This is a genomic window from Flavobacterium calami, assembly GCF_038290035.1.
Lineage (GTDB): Bacteria > Bacteroidota > Bacteroidia > Flavobacteriales > Flavobacteriaceae > Flavobacterium > Flavobacterium calami.
Map to the genome: position 1 here is coordinate 1 of NZ_JBBYHS010000032.1, position 22,876 is coordinate 22,876.

A 22,876-nucleotide genomic window follows, 5' to 3' on the forward strand; every position below is an offset into this window, starting at 1 on the left:
TCCGCATCATTACTCGATAAAACATTTATAAATGAACTACTTATGAAATCAGATTACAATAATATCAATGAACATAATACTAACCAGCTGGTTTTTAACTTATTTTAAGTGGACACTAGTGAATTCTTTCCTAAAATTATTTTTAAAAAATCAATCTTAAAAAAAATCTTAGCCAAATCAAAAGTTAAAATTAGGAATCCTAACAACACCAGATAATTAGTAAAAATATGTTTAAAAAAACTCTTTTTGGCTAAAATCATATATCTTAATTCTAATATTAGAAACAATAAAATCAAAAATATATGTATGTAAATTAGAAGTAGTAAGATAACAAAATCTCTGTAAAAATTATTAAACAAAACAAGTAATAAATATACAAAAGCATTAAGAATTCTTGTTTTTTTCGTGAAGCTAAAGTCTCCGAATGCATCTAATTTCTTTTTCTCCTCCATTTTATATAGATTGATAACCATTTGCAATTAAAATACTATTTATCTGATTCATTAATAATGGATCAAATTCCTGTAAAGCCAACTGTAATTCATTCCTAAGCTTTAAATGAAGAATTGGTATATATGAATTATTCTGATATTCTGTTATTGTTTGTTGCATTTGAGTGTTTGTAAAATTGTTATTAAAGTGGCTTTGAATATTTTCAAAACCACTTTTTAATAGTTAGATTTATTTCTTTTTATAATTGTCAAGATTATAATTTGTTCTAACGACATCACCTACAATTTGTTGTTTAAAAAAAGCTTCTTTTTCAGGTGTCCATTCACCTCGTTTCGTTCTATCTATTATTAATTTATCTACTTCATCAGCATTAAGTGCAGGCTGCCAGGTTATTATTATGTTTACAGGAATCTCCCCTTTTTCTAATTTTCGACTGGTTTCAAAACCATCATAAATTTCAAAAATTGTATTACTTACTTTTTTTATGTTATTAAAATTGGGAGTGTACATAAATCTCTCAATAGGTATGTTTAAATCATTTAATAGAACTTCAAATTTTTTACCGATGTAATATTCTTTTCTGTCTAAAATTTTAGTCTGCACATACTTTAAAGTATCTCCTTTAAAGTCATTTAGTGTTTGATTTTTAGATGTGCTTACGATTTCTTCTTTTTGTATCGATATACTTTCTTTTTTAGAACTGCAGGCATTTAATAGTATTATGGATAATAAGATAATTGAATTTTTCATTTTTTGGTTTGATTTAAACGTTAATTACAGTCAGCTTTTTTATAAATAGGTTGGCCATTAGAATCTTTCATTGCTGTACCATCTGGATTTTTTGCAGGAAGAATATCTATCTTTTTAAATGTATTTGTTCCGGGTCTGGCTACTAACAAATCCACGCCGGAACCTTTCAATATAAATGCATACGCTCTTTCTTGAGCTTCAGAAATGTACATATTAGGGTCGTTAGTCATTAATGATGTATACGCATTATTAAAAGAGATATATAAATTACTAGTTTGTAAAAACTCTTTAGTTAACGGATCATAAAAATTGCCATTTGTACTCATAAATGTAGCTAATAAATTTGCATCTGAAATATGCAATGCATATTTTGTTTCATCATAGGCCAAAATGTACGAATCTGTAAAGTTATTTGCAAATTCTCTTGTCTTACCCAATTCATAAAGATCTTCAGCGCTTGGCCTGGCAGGCCCCTGATCAGTATGTATATGAGCATCTGCAACTGCGTTACTAGCAATTTGTACAGTACCTCCATTAGGCGAAAGAGTAACTATTGGTCCAGGAGTAATTACACCGTTATTATTAGTTATCATAAACCATTCTTCATTTTGCCCCTGATTAAATGTAAAGGGAGAGAAATTATTTGCTTGCTGTAAAACACTATTGGTAAAAAAATTTGAAACACTTACGCCGGCAGCAATTGAAGCAGCAGTACAGGGATCTGGATCAGGCGGTGTACTTATCTTAACACATTCACAATTTACCAATCTATATCCTGTAGGACATGATGTTCTGGTACATTCGCAGTTGCAGGTTGTGTAATTTAGCTGTTGACCATTAGGACAGACGATTTGATTTCCGCAAGGGTCACCAGAATCTCCTGGACCAGGGTCATCAGGATTAGAATCACATGAGTAAATACCTGTTGATCCTCCAATACAGCCACAACTAGCCATATAGGCAGACCCGCCTAGATCTCCATTACAGTCTGGTTCATCATTATCACCAGAGCCATCATCGGGTTTGTCAGCAACAACTGTTGAGCAATTCCACTCACAATCATTTGTAGCTATGCCATCTATATTACCATGTACGCAAGTTTCTGTTATAGTATAACTGCCATAATCATTAACTGTAATATCGTCTGGTTCGCTGCAAATAATGACATCTTCCAGTTCATCACCCCAGGGATCTTCCTGTGCATACGATTGATAACAAATCAAATCTAAGGTATTATTTTTAAAAACAGGCGTTAAACCTGTCAAAAATAGTATTAAAAACAGTATTTTTTTCATTTTACAATTTAGATTTAATTACTATTGTAGACTCGCTTTTATTGCTGTAATTTACCTTTAAAACATACGAGCCATCAGCTACATTTACCGCAATGGTATGGGTGTGGTTACCTGTAGGCAATGCTAGTTTTTCGGTATATAAGGTAGTTCCTGCCATAGAATACAGAGCTATATCGACAGTGGTTTTTTCTTCTAGACTAAGGTTAAAAGAAAAGCTGTCGTTAAAAGGGTTAGGATAAACAACCAAAGACTCATTCTTTGATAATGATGTTGTAGTGTTTTGCTTGTTTTTAACCAAACTAATGTACATGGGTTTTTCGGGTTCGTTTTGTCGTACAGACCACAATTGTAAATTTCCTGCCAGACACTCCGTATCCTCATATTTTGTAGTTTTTAAACGGGCATCTTTAAATAAAAATGTAGTTGGTTTTTTGGCACTGTAATGATCTACTTTTGCATAAGCTGTGTTATCAAACACTACTTCTGTATCGGTAATTTTGCCATGCAACTCCACACTTTCCTTGTCGTTTTCTGTCCAGGTACCGCTAAAAGTCCCATCGCTTTGCGATTTCAATTCGACAGTTAATGGTTCTTTAGCAATAATGTGCTGACCGCTCCAGTCGTAAGTAACAATGTACCCGGTATAACTTCCGTTTAGTGTTTCCGGATTATTTATTTGGTGCTGTACATCCTCAAAATGATTTTTAGCTTCCAAATGTGTTTCTTTTTTCTTTGAATAAGTGGCTAGCGTTTGTTTATAATTGGCAAACTCAGGTTCAGCTTCCATCATCTCGTTTTCTGCAGGTTTATAACCATAATTGGCTGCTTTGGTGAGCCATTGTTTTGCGGTTGCCAAATCTTTTGGTGTTCCGTAGCCATTGCGATAGCATATTCCCAAAAGGTACATAGAACCCAGACTGCCGTATTGGCTTGATTCTTTAAACAATTCAAACGCCTGGTTGTAATCCTGCTGGCAGCCTAAACCTTTGTAAAGCATATAACCTTTGCCAAAAATACTGCTGGTTGCTTTTAAGGCAGCGCCTTTAGAATAGTATTCAAAAGCTTTTTTGAAATCCTGCTGAGTTCCCAGCCCTTCTCTGTGCATTGTGCCTACATTGAACCATGCTTTTGCATAACCGGCTTCGGCTGCTTTAAGGAACCAGCTCAATGCTAATTCCTGGTTTTGCTCTGTTCCCACACCATCGCTGTAAAGAATAGCGAGCATATTCATTGCCATAGGAATAGTTTCTTCTTCGGCAGCCTTTTTACAGGAAAGAAATCCTTTTTCAGGATTGTAAAATGAGTGATTTTCATTAAGCTGCATTTTTGCCATATCCAGCGAGGTTATGACAGCTTTATGTTTAGTTTGTGCCCAAATCTGCAATGATAGCAGGAGCACTATTATTTGGATGATTTTTTTCATGTACGGTTTTTTTAATAATTTTTAAGAAACCTATATGTTTTGTATATGACTTTTTCTAAATAGGAAGTTTTTGAATTTACCACGCAAATTTGGTTTTGGTTTCTTCCGACTTTTTCGAGGTATTACGGGCTTCATCAGATTGTAATCTTCTAAGGGATTCCGGAAGAGTTGTATTCATTTTACGCATGCTTTCGCTTGTTTTTGGAACATCCTTGCCAAAACGTTCTTTTTTTACCAGTTTGGCTAAATTGTAATTGAAAAGTTCATTGTGTACTTTGGTACTGTCCAGTCCCTGATCAATCCCCCGTTCTTTCATTTTTTGCCAGGAGCCTTTTGCCCAGGCATTAGCCGTTTTTTTGTTCAAGTCAATTAACAGTTGAGTGTATTGTTCATCCGTAAGAATGGTCGGCAATATTTTTCTTTCGTAAGACTTTAAATCCAAAGATTCGTTTTCTGCTTTCTTTTCAGCCATCAGCTTACTTTGATAGATAAGGCTGTCAATTTGTGTTTTGTCCAATTTTAGCTTTTCCCTGTTTCTGACAGCAGTCGCAAATTTTGAATTGTCATCCGGACGCAATACTTTATCGCCGATAAGATTTTTGTTTTTTAAGGCTTGTACATAATGATTAGAGATCGAATCGTACTTTGAAATGACGCTGGTAAGATTGTTTTGTGATTTTTTGGATTTCTCCGTTGACATCATGGCTTTCTCCAGTTCAATTCTACGATTGTAATAGGTCTGGTAAAGCGTTTTATAGGTTTCAGAATCTAATTTGTATTTACGGGTAATTAAGACCATTTGTGCTCTTGCTTCTGCATCGGCATTCTTTTCGGCTTGTTGTAAATACTTTACGTTAAAATTTTGTTGTTTGGTCTGTGCATTCATCGAATGCGAAAAAAAAGCAAGACTAATTGCTAGTGCAAAAATTGTTTTTTTCATGGTTTGCTGGTTAAATAGTTAATAATTATTGAATTAAAACCAGATTCGTTCCTGGTTGTCAGTTATAATAAAAGGTCTTTCTTTGCCTTGTGAATATTCGGGAATTAGGAGTAATAATGCATTTTTAGGAACTTTTTCAAAAACTAAGGAAGTACTTCCTTCTGTGACTGTTTTTTCTCCCATCGAAATCCAGTTATTGTTCCAGTAATACAGGGTATATTTTTTGTCTAATCGAAATTTTAGATATTTGTCCTGTTCTTCAATAGTTACATTTCGGGTGTTTACCAAATCTGGCTTTAATGTCAGTTGATGCTGATATCCGGAAGCAATAGGATATGCGGCGGCTTGTATTTTTCCGTCTACGAAATAAGCAGGTAAAAAAACAGCTCCTTTACATAAATTATCAAATTTTGTTCTGCCCTTATTTATTTTTCCCCACCATGTAGGTCTCCATTTCATACCGTTGAAGACACATACATACGCTATTGTCGGTTGAGAGGGAATGGCAAAAAGAGATGTTTCCAGACTGCCGGTTTGCCAGTAGTTTGCCGTGACGTCCATGTAATTTTTGTTGCGCATAAATCCCGGAGGTATTTGTTCACGATCTATGATATTAGCCAATGCATCCGGCTGTTTTGCATAGGTAATGCGTATGACTTTAGAAGGCTCTCTCGAAAAATTATCGATTTTTATATTAGCTGTGGAAACATCAAAAGGAATCAGCTTTCCTTCAGATGAAAAAGTACTATTGAAAAAATGAGTACCTGTGGATGTTGCCCAATACGGAACACTTTCCAGTGAAGCACAATATCCCTGAGAACGAAGCGTGTAAGTCATTAAGTTACCAATATCATCACAATTTCCTTTTTTGCGGTTTAGTAACTGTATGGGACCCAGATGAGGTAAAGGTTCTTTTCGCTGCTCCTGATCCCAGGTGTTGACAAACCAGGTTCTCATATCTTTTGCAAAATAATGTAATGCCTGTTCGGTGTTTTGTGTTTTTAAACTATCCTCAATCCATCCGAATTTTTCATGATAAACAGTTCGCCAGTCTTGTAGCGGTTCTGAACCCACCCTGTACGGTAATATATAATTGCAGAAATCAGTGAACGGTATATTTTTGGATTGAGGCTGTTTCCAGACGGCAAAAGCATTTTCGATATTCCTGATTAAGAAATCAGCTTTTATAGTATCAATGTCTTTGTAAACATAGGGTACCGGTTTTACATTTTCATATTTTGATTTTATTGCTTCAAAAGCTTTAACAGCAGTTACAAAATCAGGATAATCCATTTCGTTATAAGGAACGCGTTTTCCAGTTCCGTCTATCCAGTAATAATCGACAGAAGAATGAATATCCATATTCGAAATCAAAAAATAAGAGGCTTTTAGCTTCAGACTGTCTGCTTTATTTTGATTGTACCGTTGTATTACTTTTTCCAGCTCATCCCGGTTTTTGCCGGCTTTCTCTAAAACTGCTGTTACATTTTTTGGTAAGTTATTTTGGCTGCGAACATACAGGCTCGAAAGAAGCAATAACATCATTATAATTTTACCCATAATTTGAGATTGGATTTAAAGTTTAGATTGAATTTGCAGTATTATTTTGGCAGCTTTTCAAAAATAGTTTTGCCTCTTTTTGATATTTTTCAGTTAATTCATTTCGTTTAATGGGTTGCATAGCCACAATTTGTTGGGCTATCATACGGGCTAATTTTATTTGTTTGTCAGTTCTCAAAACTTGCATCAGATTGAATTTATATTTCATTGTTTTGGGCGAAAGTGTCGTAAGCTGATATAAATTTGATATTGCTCCTGTTTTATCCTTTAATTTAAACAGACATCGTGCAGATATGTCATAAAGCTGAGGATTAGCACTGAATTTTTTAGCACAATTAAATTGGAATAAAGCTTCTTCGTATTTATGCCGGGCATATAGAAGATTGCCATAAATTATACAAAAACTCACAGAGTTTTGCTGAGTTTCCCTCAGCGGTAAAAGCAAATTTTCAGCTTTCTCAAAATTTCCTGCCATTAGAAACTCTTGTGCTTTTTTATTCTGACGATGTGCTTTAGCCTGGTTTAATTGGCTGTAAGTGATATAAACAGTAATACAGATAAGTATGAGAAGTAATGCTTTGAATCTGCTTGGTGCAATGTTTAATTCAACAATTTTTTTTTGATTGGTATTAGTACATAAAATTCCTGCGTAACAACAAAACAGCAGCATAACGGGAATAGCTTCGATTGTAAAATTAAAAATTGCCATTAACGTAAAGGAAGCAAAACCGGCATAAGCAGCATAATGTACCTTCGAATGCTCTTTATCATGTTTTTCTAATACTAAACCATTATTTTTTGTTGACTGAGACAGAAAGGAAATTAACATTGCAATGAAAAGTAATGTGGCTGGGATCCCTCCTTCGGCTGCTTGTTCCAGATAATCATTGTAAGCCATTAGAACGAAAGAAGCATTTTTTAACTCTTTTTTATTTAGTTTTCCTTCCTGTATGGCTTTAGCTTGTTTAAGATTGTATTCTTTTTCAAACATTCCTGTTCCATATCCTCTTACAGGAGAATCCAATATCATTTGTGAAGTAATAGTCCAGATAAGTTTGCGGCCGTCTGCTGAATCCTTTTTATCAAAGTATAATTGTCTTGCTATAGGGATACATAAAATTCCTATAGCAAGAATTCCAAATAAAACGTATTTAATTTTATAGCGTTTGAGTATATTAAAACGGAATATCAGAAACAGTCCGGAAGAAAATGCACCACCTAATATTGCGGTACGGCATTCTAAAAGTACTAATCCGACACATACGGTTAAAAGCATCAGATAATGCATGATTTTTAGAAACAAAACAGACGTTGTGAAGCATAAACAGAGTAGTGCCGGAAGAGACAATGCCAAATACATGGCTACCACATTCGGATTCGTAAAACTTCCTGTAACTTCAAAACTGGCATTTTCACTGGGAATTTTACCTAAATATTGCAGGATACACCAGATACTTTCTAATGCAGCAATAAAGGCAACAGCTCTATAAAAAACAATTGCCCGGTTTTTTCTTAAAATTATAAAAGAGGTAAGAAATACAAATAGTATTGCAATACGATAGTGCTTAGATTGCATTGCTATTCCTGCTTGTATAAAGACAAACAGCGCCCACATTAAAAAAAGAACAAAGGGCAGTGTTATTTTAATTTCGGTACTGTTTTTTATAGTTCGATATTTCCAGATAAGAACTGTTGTGAAAATTATTCCACTTCCTATTACAAATGAGAAATAATTAAATAAACCGCTGTATATAAATATTTTGAAATTGATTAAACAGCTTAAAAGCAATAAAGAGGATAATAAAAAGCAGGCTTTAGTGAGGATATTAGATTGGGAGAGATGATTCACGTGAATATTTTTAATCATTAATAGACTGTTAAAATGCAAATATTTGTAATATATACACTTGTAAAAATATATTTATGATGTCAGTAGAGCAATACCCACTTTTAGTGATATTTATATAAAAAAAGATATATTTTTTTGTCCTGTAAGCAGAATTGAACAAATGAAGTCTTTAATATATATTGCTTTAACGAAATAAATGTTGGTTCTGTAAAATCTTATGAGTTTAATTTATATCATTTGGAATTATAAAAAGCGGTCTTATGGCTTCCTGATTTTTTGATGATTTTTATGAAAAAATGGTTGTAGGTCTAAATTGTATTAGAAGACAATGATTCAAAATAGGGAATAGTATTAAACAAAAAATCCCTTTTGATTTTTTCAAAAGGGATAATTATAACTTTAATTTTCGGAAGATTTTTATTCTTCTTCTTTCTCAACAGCATCTTTATAATCCGGATACAGGAATTTATTATACGGGAATCTTGTAATGTGAATCTGGCGAACCGCTTCATAAACGATTTCTCTAAACTCCTCAAAATTCTCTTTTTGAGTAGCCGAGATAAACAATGCTTTGTCCTGACCTACATTACTCATCCAGGTTTGTTTCCATTCGTCAAGAGTGTAATGTCTTCTGGTTTTTTCGGTAATCAAATCATCTTCGTCAATCGTCAGATGTTTGTAGGCATCAATTTTATTAAAAACCATAATCGTTGGTTTGTCATTACTTTTGATTTCTAACAAAGTTTGGTTCACAGACTCAATATGATCTTCAAAATCCGGATGCGAAATATCTACAACGTGTAACAACAAATCGGCTTCACGAACTTCATCAAGCGTACTTTTGAAAGAGTCTACCAGCTGCGTAGGCAGTTTTCGAATAAAACCTACAGTGTCTGAAAGCAGGAAAGGGAGGTTTTTAATCACCACTTTTCGAACAGTCGTATCTAAGGTTGCAAATAATTTATTTTCGACAAAAACATCACTTTTACCAATTGCATTCATCAAGGTCGATTTTCCAACATTGGTATAACCCACCAAAGCCACCCGTACCATAGCACCTCGATTGCTGCGCTGAATACTCATTTGTTTATCGATGGTTTTGATTTTATCTTTCAGTAACGAAATTCGGTCACGAACAATACGTCTGTCTGTTTCGATCTCGGTTTCTCCCGGACCACGCATACCAATACCTCCTTTTTGACGCTCAAGGTGTGTCCATAAACCGGAAAGTCTTGGCAGCAAATATTGACATTGTGCCAGTTCTACCTGAGTCCTTGCATACGAAGTTTCGGCTCTTTGTGCAAAAATATCCAGAATCAGATTGGTTCTGTCGAGGATTTTACAATCGATAATTCGTGAAATATTTTTTTGCTGCGAAGGTGTTAATTCATCATCAAAAATAACAGTAGATATGGCGTTTTCTTTTACAAAAAGATTGATTTCATCTATTTTTCCGGTACCCACAAAAGTCTTCGGATTCGGACGTTCCATTTTTTGCGAAAAGCGTTTAATCACTTCACCGCCGGCGGTAAAAGTCAAAAACTCTAATTCGTCAAGATATTCTTGTAGTTTCTCTTCATTTTGATTTTGAGTCACAATACCAACAATGGCCGTTCTTTCAAAATTTATTACTTCTTTTTCTAACATAGCTTTGAATAAGCTGCAAATTTAATGATTTGTAAATAGAATACTTATAGAATTTAGTTTTTAAGTTGCATTTAAGAAATTGCTATAGGTCATAAAAAAACCATTTAGAAGTTAATCTCTAAATGGTTTTATAAGGAAACTGAAACTACATTTCTATTCGTAAATGAAAGTTTTCTCTGTTTTTACAATTCCGTTTTCCTCAATTTGAGAACACGAAATCGGGAAATTCAGTTTGTTGTATTTATACTTTCTGCTTACAGCAACTAAAGCTGTTGAAGTAGGACTAAAGTTAACTTCGTTATTATAAGATATGGATTCAAAACTAAATTCGCTTTCATGATACGAAATCATTGGTACAATTACTTTATAATTATCACCAAATAAGTTCTGAACAATTAACTGATCTACAGATTTCTTATCATCAAAAGTATATGTCTTGGATATTTTATCCCCTACAAGACCTTTGTGTTTTGATACGTTGTCATTTACATACACATATTCGATTTTACCAATAATAGCTTTGTTTCTGTCACGGGAGGTACGTCTTACTATAATGCCGTTCTCAACAATATATTCAATGTCTTCCAGTACATTCTGATGGTTGGTACTTTTCTTAGTTATGGCTTTAATTCTGGCTCCGTCGTAATTAAAAGTAACTGTTTTAGTGATGTAATCATTACCTTCATGATACTTATTTACAAATTTTGTAATGTTGTTATCTGCATCATAAGTATAATTGACTACTTCTTTCCAGTCGCTTCCAATTTTATCCTTAACAGTCATATCCAATAATCCGTTTTTGTTATAAAAGAATTTCTGAATAACATCTGAAGTGGTGATGGTTTCGATTTTTCCATCTTTAAAAACAACAGTTTTATTTACAATTTCACCGTCTTTAGAATTTTGGTAATTTGTTTTTACGATGTTAATTTGTTTAAGTCTCACAGGATTATCCTGACTGTGCAACAAACCGGTAGATACCATTGCAAAAATGGCTAGCAGGTAGATTTTTTTCATAAGAAGTTTTAATTTGGGACGACCAAAATACAAATTCTATAAAAAATTAACAATCTATAACAAAAATAATTTTAAAATTAATTCATAAACCGTTTGTACTTTGTAATCTATATATTTTCTAAATTTTAATTGGTTTATTATTAATTTTAAGTGTATTCATTATTTTAGTTGCTTCTTTTGAGTAGAGATTAAAAAATTTATCATTAGCACAAAATGTTAGTAAGTAAACTTCATTATCAATCAAATAGAAATATCGTATAGTTTTTAACTTTTCATCAAGAGTGGTATAATACTCTATTCTACACGTTTTACCGTCGATTTTTTCTTCTTTTATAAGTGTTTGCCCATTTGAAATAAGTTGTCCCACCTGATCTTTTACATATTTAGAAAAACCCTTATTAAGGTTTTCTTTATCCTCTTCCTTGATTAAATTGATATAAACATATTCTTCTTCTTTGGGTCCCGTTATACAAAAAGGTTCAAAAAACGGACCAGGACATTGCATTTCCCATTTAGCTGGAAACTCAATAGTATAATTGTCTTTCTCTAACAATTTATACCCATTTCCCAAAGATTTTATTATAGCTTCGCTTTGTGTTGTTGGCTGATTTTCATTTTGATTATGAACTTCACTGACTTTATTATTGTTAATATAATCCTTCAAATTCTGCTCTAATTTTCCTTTTGAAACAATTTGATCTAGTTTCAAAACTGTCTTTCCTGATTCCGCTTTTAGTAATTTAATTGAAACTTTTGTTTGTTTGTTATTTAACCTGTTTAATAAAATATTCCAGTGAGAAGTTACTTTTAATGCTTTATTTGTTTTTAGTTTTAAATAATTGTCTTCAGAACCTGAGGTGTATTCTTCATTTTTTATAATAAAATCTGTTTCAAAAGTTTTATCAGTTTGGGAGGCAGTCATTATGCCATCCATAATTTGATTTTGAAATTCAGACACCTGATTAGTAACATTTTTGATGTTATCATCTACAATAAATTCTTTTTCTTGTGCATTAACACACGTTACGTTAATAAGTAACAGACATAATAGTATTCTATTTTTCATAATTATTATTTGATGTTTATTTATAAGCTATTTTTTTTCTCCAAACATTTTCACATCGTCCACCATAAATGCTCCGTTAAGAGTTTTATCTTTTCCTGATCCTGTATATTTAAATGCAATATTTACATTTCCTGAATAAGCAGATAAATCAATTCCTCCTGAACTCATAAACTGGCGTGTTGGCGTAGAAAGTGACGCTACTTTGGCATCTAATTTTATCCAGGTGGCTTTGGTTACATTTGATCCGTCAAAATTGGTCGAGACATACACTTCTAAAGTGTTCAAAGGCGAATCAACTTTTAAATCGTGCTGAGCACTTCTAAAAGACAGTACGGTATTTTTATAATCAGTTAAATTAATTTTCGGAGTTACCAGCCAGGCAATATTCTGTGCAGCCGTTGTACTTGTGGTATTAAATTCGGCATAACCGTTTCCGGCAGAAACCATAGTTCTCCATAATTTTGACGCTTTTTCTACGATATTACTCCAGCCCGGTAATGCAAAATTGACATTATGGGTAACCGTTTGAAAATCTTCCGTAAAAAACGGAACATTGCTTTTTCCATCCATAACAATATCTTTTTCTGAACGGGCCATTAACTGATAATCAGAACCATATTTGGTTAAAATTCCACGTACTTTTCCGCTTCCCTCAGGAACTAAATGAGTTGAAAAATCGGCAAAACTGCTGGTTCTGAAAATAATCTGATTCCCGGATTTATCTCTCAACCCCCAATTGGTAGAGCCTCCAACATTATTTGCCTCTTCAAAATAATGACGCCCAATAGCGGCTTCCAAAAACTGGACATCAGACAATTCTATAAGTGTATTTAATTTACTGTCATTCAACGCTTCTTCAATAGAAATTGGATTCACTAATTGATCTTCAGTAAGCATCGTACATGAAGCATTTAGTACTTTTTTATAGTCATTTTGTGAAATTCTCCCCACAGATGCTGCTCCCGAATTGCCTTCATATAAACTTCCAATCCGCATTCCGCCATAAAACAAATCGGTAAACTGATCTTTTAATTTGATATACACTTTATTTCCAACACGGTAATCGATGTATGTGTTCGTTGCATCTACAGCCACACTGAATCCAATTGCTGGTTTTGTTTCTGTCGCCAAAGTCTGAAGATAGAGGATTTTAAAAAAGTTTCCGTTTTCATCACTTGAAACTACATACGCTTCAATTACATCATCATAGACATATTTTGTTGCAGTAATAGTAGCCGTTTTCAGAACATCTTCAACTGTTCTGTTTACTTTTAAATCAGGCTGTGTACATTCTAATTTTGGAACAGCAGCATCTTCATTACAATTGCAAAAAAGGAATAGAAATAATATCGGAATAAGATTTTTATAATTGTTTTTCATTTGAAAAAGGTTTTTAAAATTATAAACTGATTGTTAGGTTTACGAAATAAGTTCTTCCGTATCCATAAAAATATTTAGGCCCAAAAGATGGCGTTCCGCTGGAAACATCCTGATTCAATTCACGAAAGTTTGAATTTCTTGCCTGTTCAAACCCGCCGGTTTTATACTTATAATCAAGTACATTATTGATACTGGCAAAAAGCCCGATTGTTGACTTATAAATTCGCCAGGATTTCCCACCGGTGATATTTAAGAGTGACACTGGATCTAGTTTTTCTTGTTTAAGCAGGATTTTAGCACGTTCTTCTGAAGCTTCAGGAAAGTTGAATCCGCTTGCCGGATTGATATAAAACCTGGACGTTCTTGAAATGGGAGAAACATCGATGTAACTTTCTGTAATATAATTGATGTTCGCAGAAAGCCACCAGAATTTTGGATCGTGATATTCCATTCCTAATGAAAATGCCTGCTGAGGCATTCCGGATTGTTTGTAATTTTTGAGCAATGATTTGCCAAAATCAAAAGTTGTTTCGGCATCAGCAATGGCTGCATTTGCATCGTTGGTAATGGAAACATTTGGATTGCTGTTATAAATATAACTTCCGTAAGCGGCTGAGAAGACTGTTTTAAGAGTAGACGAAATTGGATACTCCAGACTTAATTCAGCTCCAATGTTTTTCTTGTCTAAATTGGTTAATGTCTGACTTACAAAGGCATCCGTATTATCATAACCTGCTCCATCATCAAAAATACCTTCTGCGTAAAAAAAGGATGTTTTTGTGGTGTTTTTGATCAGTGCATAATAACCGGAAATACGCATTTTTAGTTTTGGGGAATGATACATATAATTTATGTCAGCGCTGCTTAGGGTTTCATTTTCTATTCCGTTTACAATTGAATTGTTTAGTCTGGAATTAGAAAAAGTATTTCGGAGCGAAGGTGCTTTTGTCAAATGCATACCATTAAAAAACAGCCATTGCTTTCCTGAAATTTTATAGGTAAGTCCACCTTTGAATCCGAAATTTTCAAAATTTACTTTTTGGCTTTTTCCCAATGAGCTTTCCGGATAAATACCATTTTGGTACAACCCTTCTCTCTGGTATTTTGAAGTAGAAAAAGAGTTCCCTAAATAAAAATCAACTTTTTTATACACAAATCTAAACTGCGTAAAAGCTTCTGCTGTAGTAGCAAAAAAATTAAAATTGTAGCCATAAGTCTCACCCACTTTTACTAACCTGTCAGGATTTTTTAAATCCGATTGAGATTGATCTCCTTTATAAAATGAATCGATATCCTCAAAATATTGACCGCCTAATAAATCCAGAAGATTCTGAAAATTATGCGATTTTAGTTTTTTAAAAAGTATTCCTCCGCTAAAAAATATGTTTTCTGAAAGTTGCGTGTTAAGGTTTGAATTTACAGCCAAAGTTTTGTCATCGGTTCTGTCTTCATACAACACATAACGACTTTTTGAAGGTTCGTACCCTGTAATGATTCCCTCGGAATTTGCAACAGGTTTCTGATTGGCTCTGTACAACGCACCCCAGTTTATTTGCGAATTTTCTAAAAACAATGTTTTACTTATTGCTGCATTCTCATAATCGGGAGTAAAGGCTCCTGGGAATTCTCCGTTGTCCGCAGCATAAAGCGAACTAAAATAACTGGGTAATTTTCTGTAATAAGCAGGATCTGGACTATCTGCATTTTGAAAATCAATATTGCTGTTGCCGACTTTTCCAAACTGATACATTATGGCTGATGTGAGGTTGGTTTTGTCATTAATTTTAAAATAATGATTGAGCATCAGCAATGGTTCTTCGACGTTTCTTACTCTTGCATTTCGTTTTTCTCCATTTTGATATCCCCAATAGGAGTTGTATTTCTCCGATTTTAATTCGGTAACTTCATTGGTGTTGGGTGAATTTTTTCCGCGGGAATTCGGTGTATAAAAACCTGTAAAATTTAAGGAATGTCTTGGATTTAATTTTTTCTCAAGACTTAAAAAAAGAGAATTGGCATCATAATTTGTTCCTTCAAAATATCCTTCATTTGCCCAACGTTTTCCAACCGAAAAAACATAAGCCCAGCCTGAGGATTTCATACCCGAAGCATACGTGGTCATTGTCCTCCAGTTGTAATTGGTATTGGTTCCCGAAAAAGATATCCGGATTCCTTTTCTATAGGCCGATGCCTGAGTAAAAATTTGCTGGGTACCTAAAATTCCACCGAAAGTATAATCTGAAGGAGCAGGACCAATCGTAAATTCTTGGTTTCTGAGTACATCATTTAATCCTCCCCAATTATTCCACTGTGGTCTTCCGTCATAAATTTTATTCATTTTTACACCGTTGAGCATCATCGTAGCGTTTTCGCTGTCTAATCCGCGGACACTAAATCGGGCTTGTCCCCAATTGAACGCTGCGGCCTGCAAAAATGCATCTCTTGAAGATTGTAAAAGCCCGGATGTAGTTTCTGATGAACTGTTATCTTCATTCAGGTCACTTTCTAAAAGTGAGATAATAGTAGTTTGGAGATTTTCGATTTGGTCTTCTTCCAATAATAAAATTCCGAGATTTACTTTTTGACCAACATTGGCATTCACTTTCATAAGTAAATCTTTATAGCCCTGACTGTGTATCAAAAGAAGTTGTTCACCCGACAGGACTGAATGCAATTCAAAACTCCCATCTTTTTTGGTGAGCTGCATTATAGCTGAATTTTGAATACTGACAACGGTATTTTCTAAAGGATTGTGAGTTTTAGAATCAATAACCAGCCCTGAAAAGATAGTTTCCTTTTGGGCAGAAGCAATTTTAAAAGTAAAAAGGAGGGTAAGAACGAATAATTTTTTGTGCATGTAAACCGAATTTATTAAAAAAAACCCTCTTCTTTTTTACAAGAAAAGGGTGAGAATAATTTTGACTGAAATCTTTGAATTTCAATAAATTTTAGTCAAAAAATCAAATCAGGTTTTGGAAAAAAATGTTTGAAAAAAAAATGTGGTATTAAAATATTTCAAACAAAAATATATTTTTATAAGTGTGAATTGTATTACAAAGATAATACAAAAAAGTAATTTTGATTCTTTTTACTTGTTAAAACAAAAATTTAAATAAGCAAAAACCATATAAAGATGTACTAAAGAGATGATTTTTAGGGAACTGGAGTGCTCTTTTTGTGAGAAATAAATTAAAAAACAGCAATAATTTAATTTGAGACTTTTATCTTCGAAACCATAAAAGCAATTAAAACCCCAAATATGCCGATGAAGGCAAAAGAAAACTGAAGCCCAAAAGTCTGTGCAATGTAACCAATGACAGGAGGCCCCATTAAAAATCCGAGGAAACTTACGCTCGAAACAATGGTCAAAGCTTCACCCGCAGAGACAGTCGGATTTTTACCTGCAAGACTGTAAACCGTTGGAACTATAGTAGAAACTCCTAAACCTACTACCATAAAAGCAATTGTACAAGGAATGATGTAAGGAAAAAAAACTGCGGTAAAAAGACCTGCAGAAATCATACAGCCACTAATTTGCATAACCCTTTTTCTGCCAAATTTATTATTCAGGGCATCACCAATAAAACGCCCGCTGGCCATCATAATCATAAAAGAAGTGTAACCTAAAATTACCAAAGCGCCCGGAGCTTTTACGATTTCCTTAAAATAAATTCCGCTCCAGTCAAACATAACGCCTTCGCTTGCCATGCTACAAAAACCAATTATACCCAGCCATATCAAAGCACTGTCCGGTTTAGGAAATATTTTTTTCCCTTCTGTTTTGGGTTTTATTTTTTCTTTTGCTTTCACTAAAAATTTAAAATTAAAAGCAATCATCAATAAAACTGCAGTACCTACAATCAGGAAATGATGATACGGTTTCAAATGAAGTGACAGCATTCCTAAACCTACCAAAGCACCTGTAAATCCGGCAAAGCTCCACATACCGTGAAAGGATGACATAATATTTTTCTTAAAGAGAGTCTCCGTATAAACACCTTGAGTGTTTACTGCAATGTTGGCTAAATTTCCAAACAGCCCAAAAGTAAATAATCCTAAAGAAAGCTGAAGCGCACTCGCAGCAAGACCTAAGTTGGTCAGACTAAAAACATACATAATTAAAGAGAAAATTAAAATGCGGTGACTTCCAAATTTGGTTACCATTTTGCCCGAAAAAGGCATAATAATCAATTGCCCAACCGGAAGTGCAAAGAGTACAGAACCCAATTCAGCTTCGCTTAAATGTAAAGCTGTTTTAATATCCGGAATTCTGCTTGCCCAGGTTGCAAAACTTAAGCCCATTCCAAAATAAAACATCCCGACAGCAAAACGAATTCTGTTTAAATAAGAAGCTTTCGCTTCCCTGTAAACTTTTTTGATTTTTCCTTTTGTTTGGAATAAGGCTAATGGATTGAAACTTATCACAGAAATGCATTTTAAATTTGTATATACAAAGGTACTGAATTCCTATTTTAAAGATTAAATACAACACATTGTTTATTAAATATACAACGTTATTGTTTATAAATTGTGAATTTTAAACCTTTAATGCTCCTCGAAAACCTCTTGCTGCATAATACGACTGAGCACCATTATGATACACAAATACGGTATTATAACGAAAATCGGCAAAAAGAGCACCTCCCAATTTTCTAATTTCAACAGGTGTTTTTATCCAGCTGGAGGTTTTTTGATCAAATTTTCCAAGTAGTTGTAATTCCCTGTATTGTTCTTCTGTTAAGAGTTCAATACCTATGTCAGCAGCCATATCAACAACATTGTTTTCAGGTTTGAATTCCTTTCTGGATTCCTGGGCTTCAATGTCATAACAGGTACTTCTTCTTCCTTTCGGACTTTCTGCCGAGCAGTCATAAAAAATGTATTCGTTTGTTTTTTCATCAAAAGAAATAACATCCGGCTCACCACCTGTTTTCTCCATTTCATTGAGAGCCCAAAGTTTTTCAGGATTGGACTCCAGCTTTAACTGTATTTTATCCCATACGATTCCTTCGTGACGCTTTATATTTTTCTCAAAGCGGGTTTTTAATGTCTTAAGCAGTTCTTCACGTTCTTCCGATATTAACTCTTTTTTGTTTCCCATGCCAGAAAAGTATTTTAGTACGTTGGTTGTAATTAAAAATGAGAGTGTCCGGCTGAGCGGAGTCGAAGCCCTTTCAAACGAAAACCTTCAACTCTTCTCTGAATGATAATTTCTACTGTAAATCAATAATTTTTTTCTGCAAATTACTCGCAATAGCAGCTTCTATAACCTGCATCACTTTTACACCATCCTGTGCAGTAACAGGCTCCGGTTTATTATTTACAATAGAATCATAAACCCCATCAAAATATTCAAAATAATTGCCCTGAAGTGTTGGTGTTTTTTCACGGATTGTTTTTCCGTCGATTTCGGTATGCAAAAGCCCTTCAAACCCTTCTAATTCTGTTCCCCAGGAGTCACGGTTTGGTTTTTTACCTATTTTGAGTTCATCCTCCTGAACATCGCCCCGGTGTTTTAAGAAAGAGCCTTTTTTACCGTGAATGGTATAAGCAGGATGCGCTTCTCTCACAAAAAAACCTGCTTTTAAGCGTACCCTGAAATCTTCATAAATGAGTAACAAATCGATCCAGTCGTCTACTACTGAGTTTTCTCTTGTATACCGAATATCTCCAAAAACCGATTTTGGGGAGCCAAACAGACAAACGGCCTGATCTATTAAATGCGGTCCTAAATCTTTCAGGATTCCGGCTCCGTCATTGGCAGTTTCTTTATGTGCTTTCGGACTTAATATCGGATTGTATCTGTCGAAATGGAATTCGGCTTCAACCAGATCTCCCAAAACTCCGTCGTTAATTACTTTCTGAATCGTTTTAAAATCGCTGTCCCATCTTCTGTTCTGGAAAACGGCCAGTTTTAACCCTTTTTCTTTGGCAATTTGAGCCAATTCTTCCGCTTCGGCAACAGTTGTGGTAAATGCTTTTTCGACAACGGCATGTTTTCCTGCCAAAAGTACTTTTTTGGCGTATTCATAATGTGTTCCGACAGGCGTATTTACAATTACAAGATTTAGATCGTCTGCCAACAAATCCTCAAGCGAAGGATAGCTTTTTACGGTTGGATAATCTTCCTGAATCAGTTTTTTGCTTCTTTCCCAGGAACCTAATAATTCAAAACCGGGGTGAAGATCCAAAAAAGGAGCGTGAAAAACTTTTCCCGACATTCCGTATGATAATAGTGCTGTTTTTATTTTTTGCATTTAAATGTATTTTTACAATGAAGTTATTTTTTTACCATTTAGGCATTAAGAAAAATTAAGTTTTGTTTTTTATCACCTTAATGTCTTAATGGTTAGAATTTAAAAAACTGAATGTTTTTGTTTTAAAGTTTAGCTCTTTCGTATTGTTTTGGCCATTGAATATCGTCATTTAATGCTGTGGCGAAATCTAATGGCAGGTTTGGGTTTCTTAGCGATTCTCTTGCGAATAAAATCAAGTCAGCCTGACTGTTATTTAAAATTTCTTCAGCTTGTTTGGCCTCGGTAATCAAACCAACTGCTCCGGTTGCGATTCCGGCTTCTTTTTTTACTTTTTCTGTAAACGGAACCTGATAACCCGGTCCAATTTCAATTTTCTGATATGAAACCAATCCGCCTGACGAAACATCAATTAAATCTACTCCTTTTTCTTTTAATAGTTGTGAAAGCTGTACAGATTCTTCCGGATTCCAGCCTCCTTCTGCCCAGTCTGTGGCTGAAATTCGAACAAACAAAGGCAAATCTGAAGGCCATTCTGTCTGAACGGCTTCAACAATTTCTAAGGTAAAACGAATTCGGTTTTCAAAACTTCCGCCATATTCATCGGTTCTTACATTCGTTAAAGGAGATAAAAACTGATGTAGTAAATAACCGTGAGCAGCATGTATTTCGAGAACTTTGTAGCCGGCCTCAACTACTCTTTTAGTAGCAGCTTTAAAATCCGAAATCACTTTTTGGATTCCGTTTTTATCCAAAGCTTCCGGAAGAAACGGCTCGTTTTCATGATATGCAACTGCACTTGGCGCCACAGTCTGCCATCCGCCCTGAACGAGATCTAACTTTTTATTTCCTTCCCAGGGAGACGAAACACTTGCTTTTCGGCCGGCATGCGCCAACTGAATCCCCGGAACAGAATTTTGCGAGACGATAAATTCGTTGATTTCTTTTAACTTTTCTATATGTTCGTCTTTCCAGATTCCAAGATCTGAAGGCGAAATTCTCGCTTCGGGAGAAACCGCTGTGGCTTCCTGAATAATTAGTCCGGCTCCACCACTGGCACGACTTCCTAAATGAACCAGATGCCAATTGTTTGCAAATCCGTCAATAGCAGAATACTGGCACATGGGCGAAATAACGATTCTGTTTTTTAAAGTAATGCTTTTTATAGTAAGGGGAGAAAATAATAATGAAGCCATAAGAATGTAACTTTTAATGAATTTTGGCTACCAATTTGGATACGATAGCGTTTAAAAAAGTAAAGTTACAGCATCTTCGTAAAAGTAGAAATTCAAATGTTTATTAATTAACAAACATTTAAAACCTTATGTATTATATTGCGCTCTCAAATTAAAATAGAAAACGTTACTTTTGTGCGTCAAATTACGAACTAAAATTACAAAATGGATATAGTTATCAAGCTCTCTCAATTTTTATTGAGTTTATCATTACTTATTATTCTTCACGAATTAGGGCATTTTATTCCTGCAAAATTATTTAAAACCAGAGTTGAAAAATTTTATTTATTTTTTGATGTTAAATATTCCTTGTTTAAAAAACAAATAGGAGAAACCGTTTACGGAATTGGATGGCTTCCGCTTGGAGGATATGTAAAAATCTCCGGAATGATAGACGAGAGTATGGACAAAGAGCAAATGGCCCTGCCTCCACAACCATGGGAATTCCGTTCGAAACCGGCCTGGCAGCGTTTGATTATTATGCTGGGTGGTGTTACAGTAAACTTTATTCTTGCTTTTATTATATATATAGGTATGGCGTTTGCTTATGGTGATACTTATGTGGCAAATGCTGACTTGAAAGATGGTGTTTTGATTGAAAATCCTGTGATGCTTAAAACAGGTTTTAAAACAGGAGATAAAATTTTGGCAATCGACGGAAAAGACGTAGTAAATTTTGACAATGATTTAAATATGAACATCATCATGTCAAAAGAGGTTCTAATTGAAAGAAACGGACAACAGCAAACCATCAAAATGCCAAATGATTTTGTGGATCAGTTATCAAAACATGAAAAATCGCATCTTGTAGAGATGCGTGTTCCTTTTGCTATTAAAGAAGTTCCTGCTGAATCTGCAAACAAATCATTAAAAGCAAAAGATTTAATAGTAACTCTTAACGGACAGGAAGCTAAATATTACGATCAGGTAAAAGCAATTTCAAACAGTAATAAAGGCAAAACGATTCCGGCTGTTGTACTACGTGATTTGAAACAGATACCAATATCAGTCAATATTTCTAAAGACGGAAAACTGGGTGTAATTGCAGGTGGTTTAGGAATCGAATCATTAGAAAAATTAGGATATTATAAAGTAAGTACAAAACATTACGGATTTCTTGAATCTATTCCCGTGGGGTTAGAGAAAGGAAAAGATCAATTAGTAGGTTACGGGAAACAATTAAAAATGATTTTTAATCCGGAGACTAAAGCGTACAAACAAGTAGGTGGTTTTGCAGCGATTTTTAACATTTTTCCTACTTCATGGAGTTGGGAAACATTCTGGTCGATCACAGCTTTATTGTCAATTATGCTTGGTGTAATGAATTTATTGCCAATTCCGGCCCTTGACGGAGGTCATGTGATGTTTTTATTATACGAAATTGTTAGTGGCAAAAAACCAAGTGATAAATTCCTTGAAAACGCCCAAATGGTTGGTTTTGTTCTGCTTATATCGCTACTTTTATTCGCTAATGGTAACGATATTTACAAGGCAATTGTCAAGTAAAAAAAATATTTTTGAAAAAGAGTTAAAATATTTTTGAGAAACTAAAAATTCAATTATATTTGCACTCGCTAAAAAGAGCAACAACTTCCTCCTTAGCTCAGTTGGTTAGAGCATCTGACTGTTAATCAGAGGGTCCTTGGTTCGAGCCCAAGAGGGGGAGCAACTTTTTTTAGCAAACATATTTACCTTTAAGGTGATTCCTCCTTAGCTCAGTTGGTTAGAGCATCTGACTGTTAATCAGAGGGTCCTTGGTTCGAGCCCAAGAGGGGGAGCTTAAAAAAAGACTATCATTTATTTGATAGTCTTTTTTTTATACCGATTTTATTTTTTAGACATTGCAAGCGCTGCATTTTTACGGATCAGGTTCAAAAGTTGGGTATTATGCAAAAAGATTAGATAATCTGAATAAGAAGAAATCTACTTTACGCACTCCTCTAAATTGACTTCTAAACGCTTTCACTTTAGCATTGAATGATTCTGCAGAAGCATTAGTACTTCTAT

16 protein-coding genes, 2 tRNA genes and 1 pseudogene are annotated in these 22,876 nt (G+C 34.3%); 3 read left to right on the top strand and 16 right to left on the bottom strand.

Features of this window, described 5'->3' with window-relative positions; genetic code table 11:
• Window positions 1-681: 681 nt before the first annotated feature.
• The 15 genes from AAEO57_RS20430 to AAEO57_RS20500 all read right to left on the bottom strand — a co-directional run bounded on the left by AAEO57_RS20430 (window position 682) and on the right by AAEO57_RS20500 (window position 20,830).
• Entirely contained in the window at window positions 682-1,203 is a 522-nt protein-coding gene (locus AAEO57_RS20430) for a hypothetical protein (RefSeq protein WP_341694880.1), read from the bottom strand.
• A gap of 20 nt (window positions 1,204-1,223) precedes the next feature.
• Window positions 1,224-2,426 carry a hypothetical protein gene (locus AAEO57_RS20435; protein ID WP_341694881.1) on the bottom strand — a complete coding sequence of 401 codons (1,203 nt, stop codon included), beginning with the start codon at window positions 2,424-2,426 and terminating at the stop codon, window positions 1,224-1,226.
• Between the two features lie 73 nt (window positions 2,427-2,499).
• Complete coding sequence (locus AAEO57_RS20440; protein WP_341694882.1) at window positions 2,500-3,921, bottom strand: tetratricopeptide repeat protein; 1,422 nt, start codon at window positions 3,919-3,921, stop codon at window positions 2,500-2,502.
• Window positions 3,922-3,997: 76 nt separating this feature from the next.
• A complete protein-coding gene (locus AAEO57_RS20445; RefSeq protein WP_341694883.1) occupies window positions 3,998-4,861 on the bottom strand; it encodes a hypothetical protein in 864 nt (287 codons plus the stop codon).
• A 33-nt stretch (window positions 4,862-4,894) separates the two neighbouring features.
• Window positions 4,895-6,421: a transglutaminase domain-containing protein gene (locus AAEO57_RS20450; RefSeq protein WP_341694884.1), complete on the bottom strand. Its 1,527-nt coding sequence runs from the start codon at window positions 6,419-6,421 to the stop codon at window positions 4,895-4,897.
• A gap of 22 nt (window positions 6,422-6,443) precedes the next feature.
• Window positions 6,444-7,997, bottom strand: coding sequence for an O-antigen ligase family protein (locus tag AAEO57_RS20455; RefSeq protein ID WP_341694885.1), 1,554 nt, complete (start codon window positions 7,995-7,997; stop codon window positions 6,444-6,446).
• A 690-nt stretch (window positions 7,998-8,687) separates the two neighbouring features.
• Complete coding sequence (hflX, locus tag AAEO57_RS20460) at window positions 8,688-9,917, bottom strand: GTPase HflX (RefSeq protein WP_341694886.1); 1,230 nt, start codon at window positions 9,915-9,917, stop codon at window positions 8,688-8,690.
• Window positions 9,918-10,070: 153 nt separating this feature from the next.
• Window positions 10,071-10,934: a hypothetical protein gene (locus tag AAEO57_RS20465; protein ID WP_341694887.1), complete on the bottom strand. Its 864-nt coding sequence runs from the start codon at window positions 10,932-10,934 to the stop codon at window positions 10,071-10,073.
• 118 nt (window positions 10,935-11,052) lie between these two features.
• Window positions 11,053-12,000, bottom strand: coding sequence for a hypothetical protein (locus tag AAEO57_RS20470; RefSeq protein ID WP_341694888.1), 948 nt, complete (start codon window positions 11,998-12,000; stop codon window positions 11,053-11,055).
• 27 nt (window positions 12,001-12,027) lie between these two features.
• Window positions 12,028-13,380, bottom strand: a complete 1,353-nt coding sequence (locus AAEO57_RS20475; RefSeq protein WP_341694889.1) for a DUF5689 domain-containing protein — start codon at window positions 13,378-13,380, stop codon at window positions 12,028-12,030.
• A 19-nt stretch (window positions 13,381-13,399) separates the two neighbouring features.
• A complete protein-coding gene (locus tag AAEO57_RS20480; protein WP_341694890.1) occupies window positions 13,400-16,237 on the bottom strand; it encodes a carboxypeptidase-like regulatory domain-containing protein in 2,838 nt (945 codons plus the stop codon).
• 350 nt (window positions 16,238-16,587) lie between these two features.
• Complete coding sequence (locus AAEO57_RS20485) at window positions 16,588-17,805, bottom strand: MFS transporter (protein ID WP_341694891.1); 1,218 nt, start codon at window positions 17,803-17,805, stop codon at window positions 16,588-16,590.
• A gap of 112 nt (window positions 17,806-17,917) precedes the next feature.
• Window positions 17,918-18,481, bottom strand: a complete 564-nt coding sequence (locus AAEO57_RS20490) for a DUF4256 domain-containing protein (protein WP_341694892.1) — start codon at window positions 18,479-18,481, stop codon at window positions 17,918-17,920.
• Window positions 18,482-18,593: 112 nt separating this feature from the next.
• The gene (locus AAEO57_RS20495) at window positions 18,594-19,637 is read right to left on the bottom strand and encodes a Gfo/Idh/MocA family oxidoreductase (RefSeq protein ID WP_341694893.1); all 1,044 of its coding nucleotides are present in this window, start codon (window positions 19,635-19,637) and stop codon (window positions 18,594-18,596) included.
• A gap of 122 nt (window positions 19,638-19,759) precedes the next feature.
• The gene (locus tag AAEO57_RS20500; RefSeq protein WP_341694894.1) at window positions 19,760-20,830 is read right to left on the bottom strand and encodes an NADH:flavin oxidoreductase/NADH oxidase; all 1,071 of its coding nucleotides are present in this window, start codon (window positions 20,828-20,830) and stop codon (window positions 19,760-19,762) included.
• A gap of 204 nt (window positions 20,831-21,034) precedes the next feature.
• Here AAEO57_RS20500 and rseP point away from each other — a divergent pair, with 204 nt between their 5' ends.
• The 3 genes from rseP (at window position 21,035) to AAEO57_RS20515 (ending at window position 22,647) form a co-directional block, all read left to right on the top strand.
• Entirely contained in the window at window positions 21,035-22,375 is a 1,341-nt protein-coding gene (gene rseP / locus AAEO57_RS20505; RefSeq protein ID WP_341694895.1) for an RIP metalloprotease RseP, read from the top strand.
• A gap of 86 nt (window positions 22,376-22,461) precedes the next feature.
• Window positions 22,462-22,535: transfer RNA gene (locus AAEO57_RS20510), tRNA-Asn, on the top strand.
• 38 nt (window positions 22,536-22,573) lie between these two features.
• Window positions 22,574-22,647 (top strand) — tRNA-Asn (locus AAEO57_RS20515).
• Window positions 22,648-22,754: 107 nt separating this feature from the next.
• Here AAEO57_RS20515 and AAEO57_RS20915 read toward each other — a convergent pair.
• Window positions 22,755-22,876: pseudogene (locus AAEO57_RS20915) on the bottom strand (transposase); the annotation flags it as partial.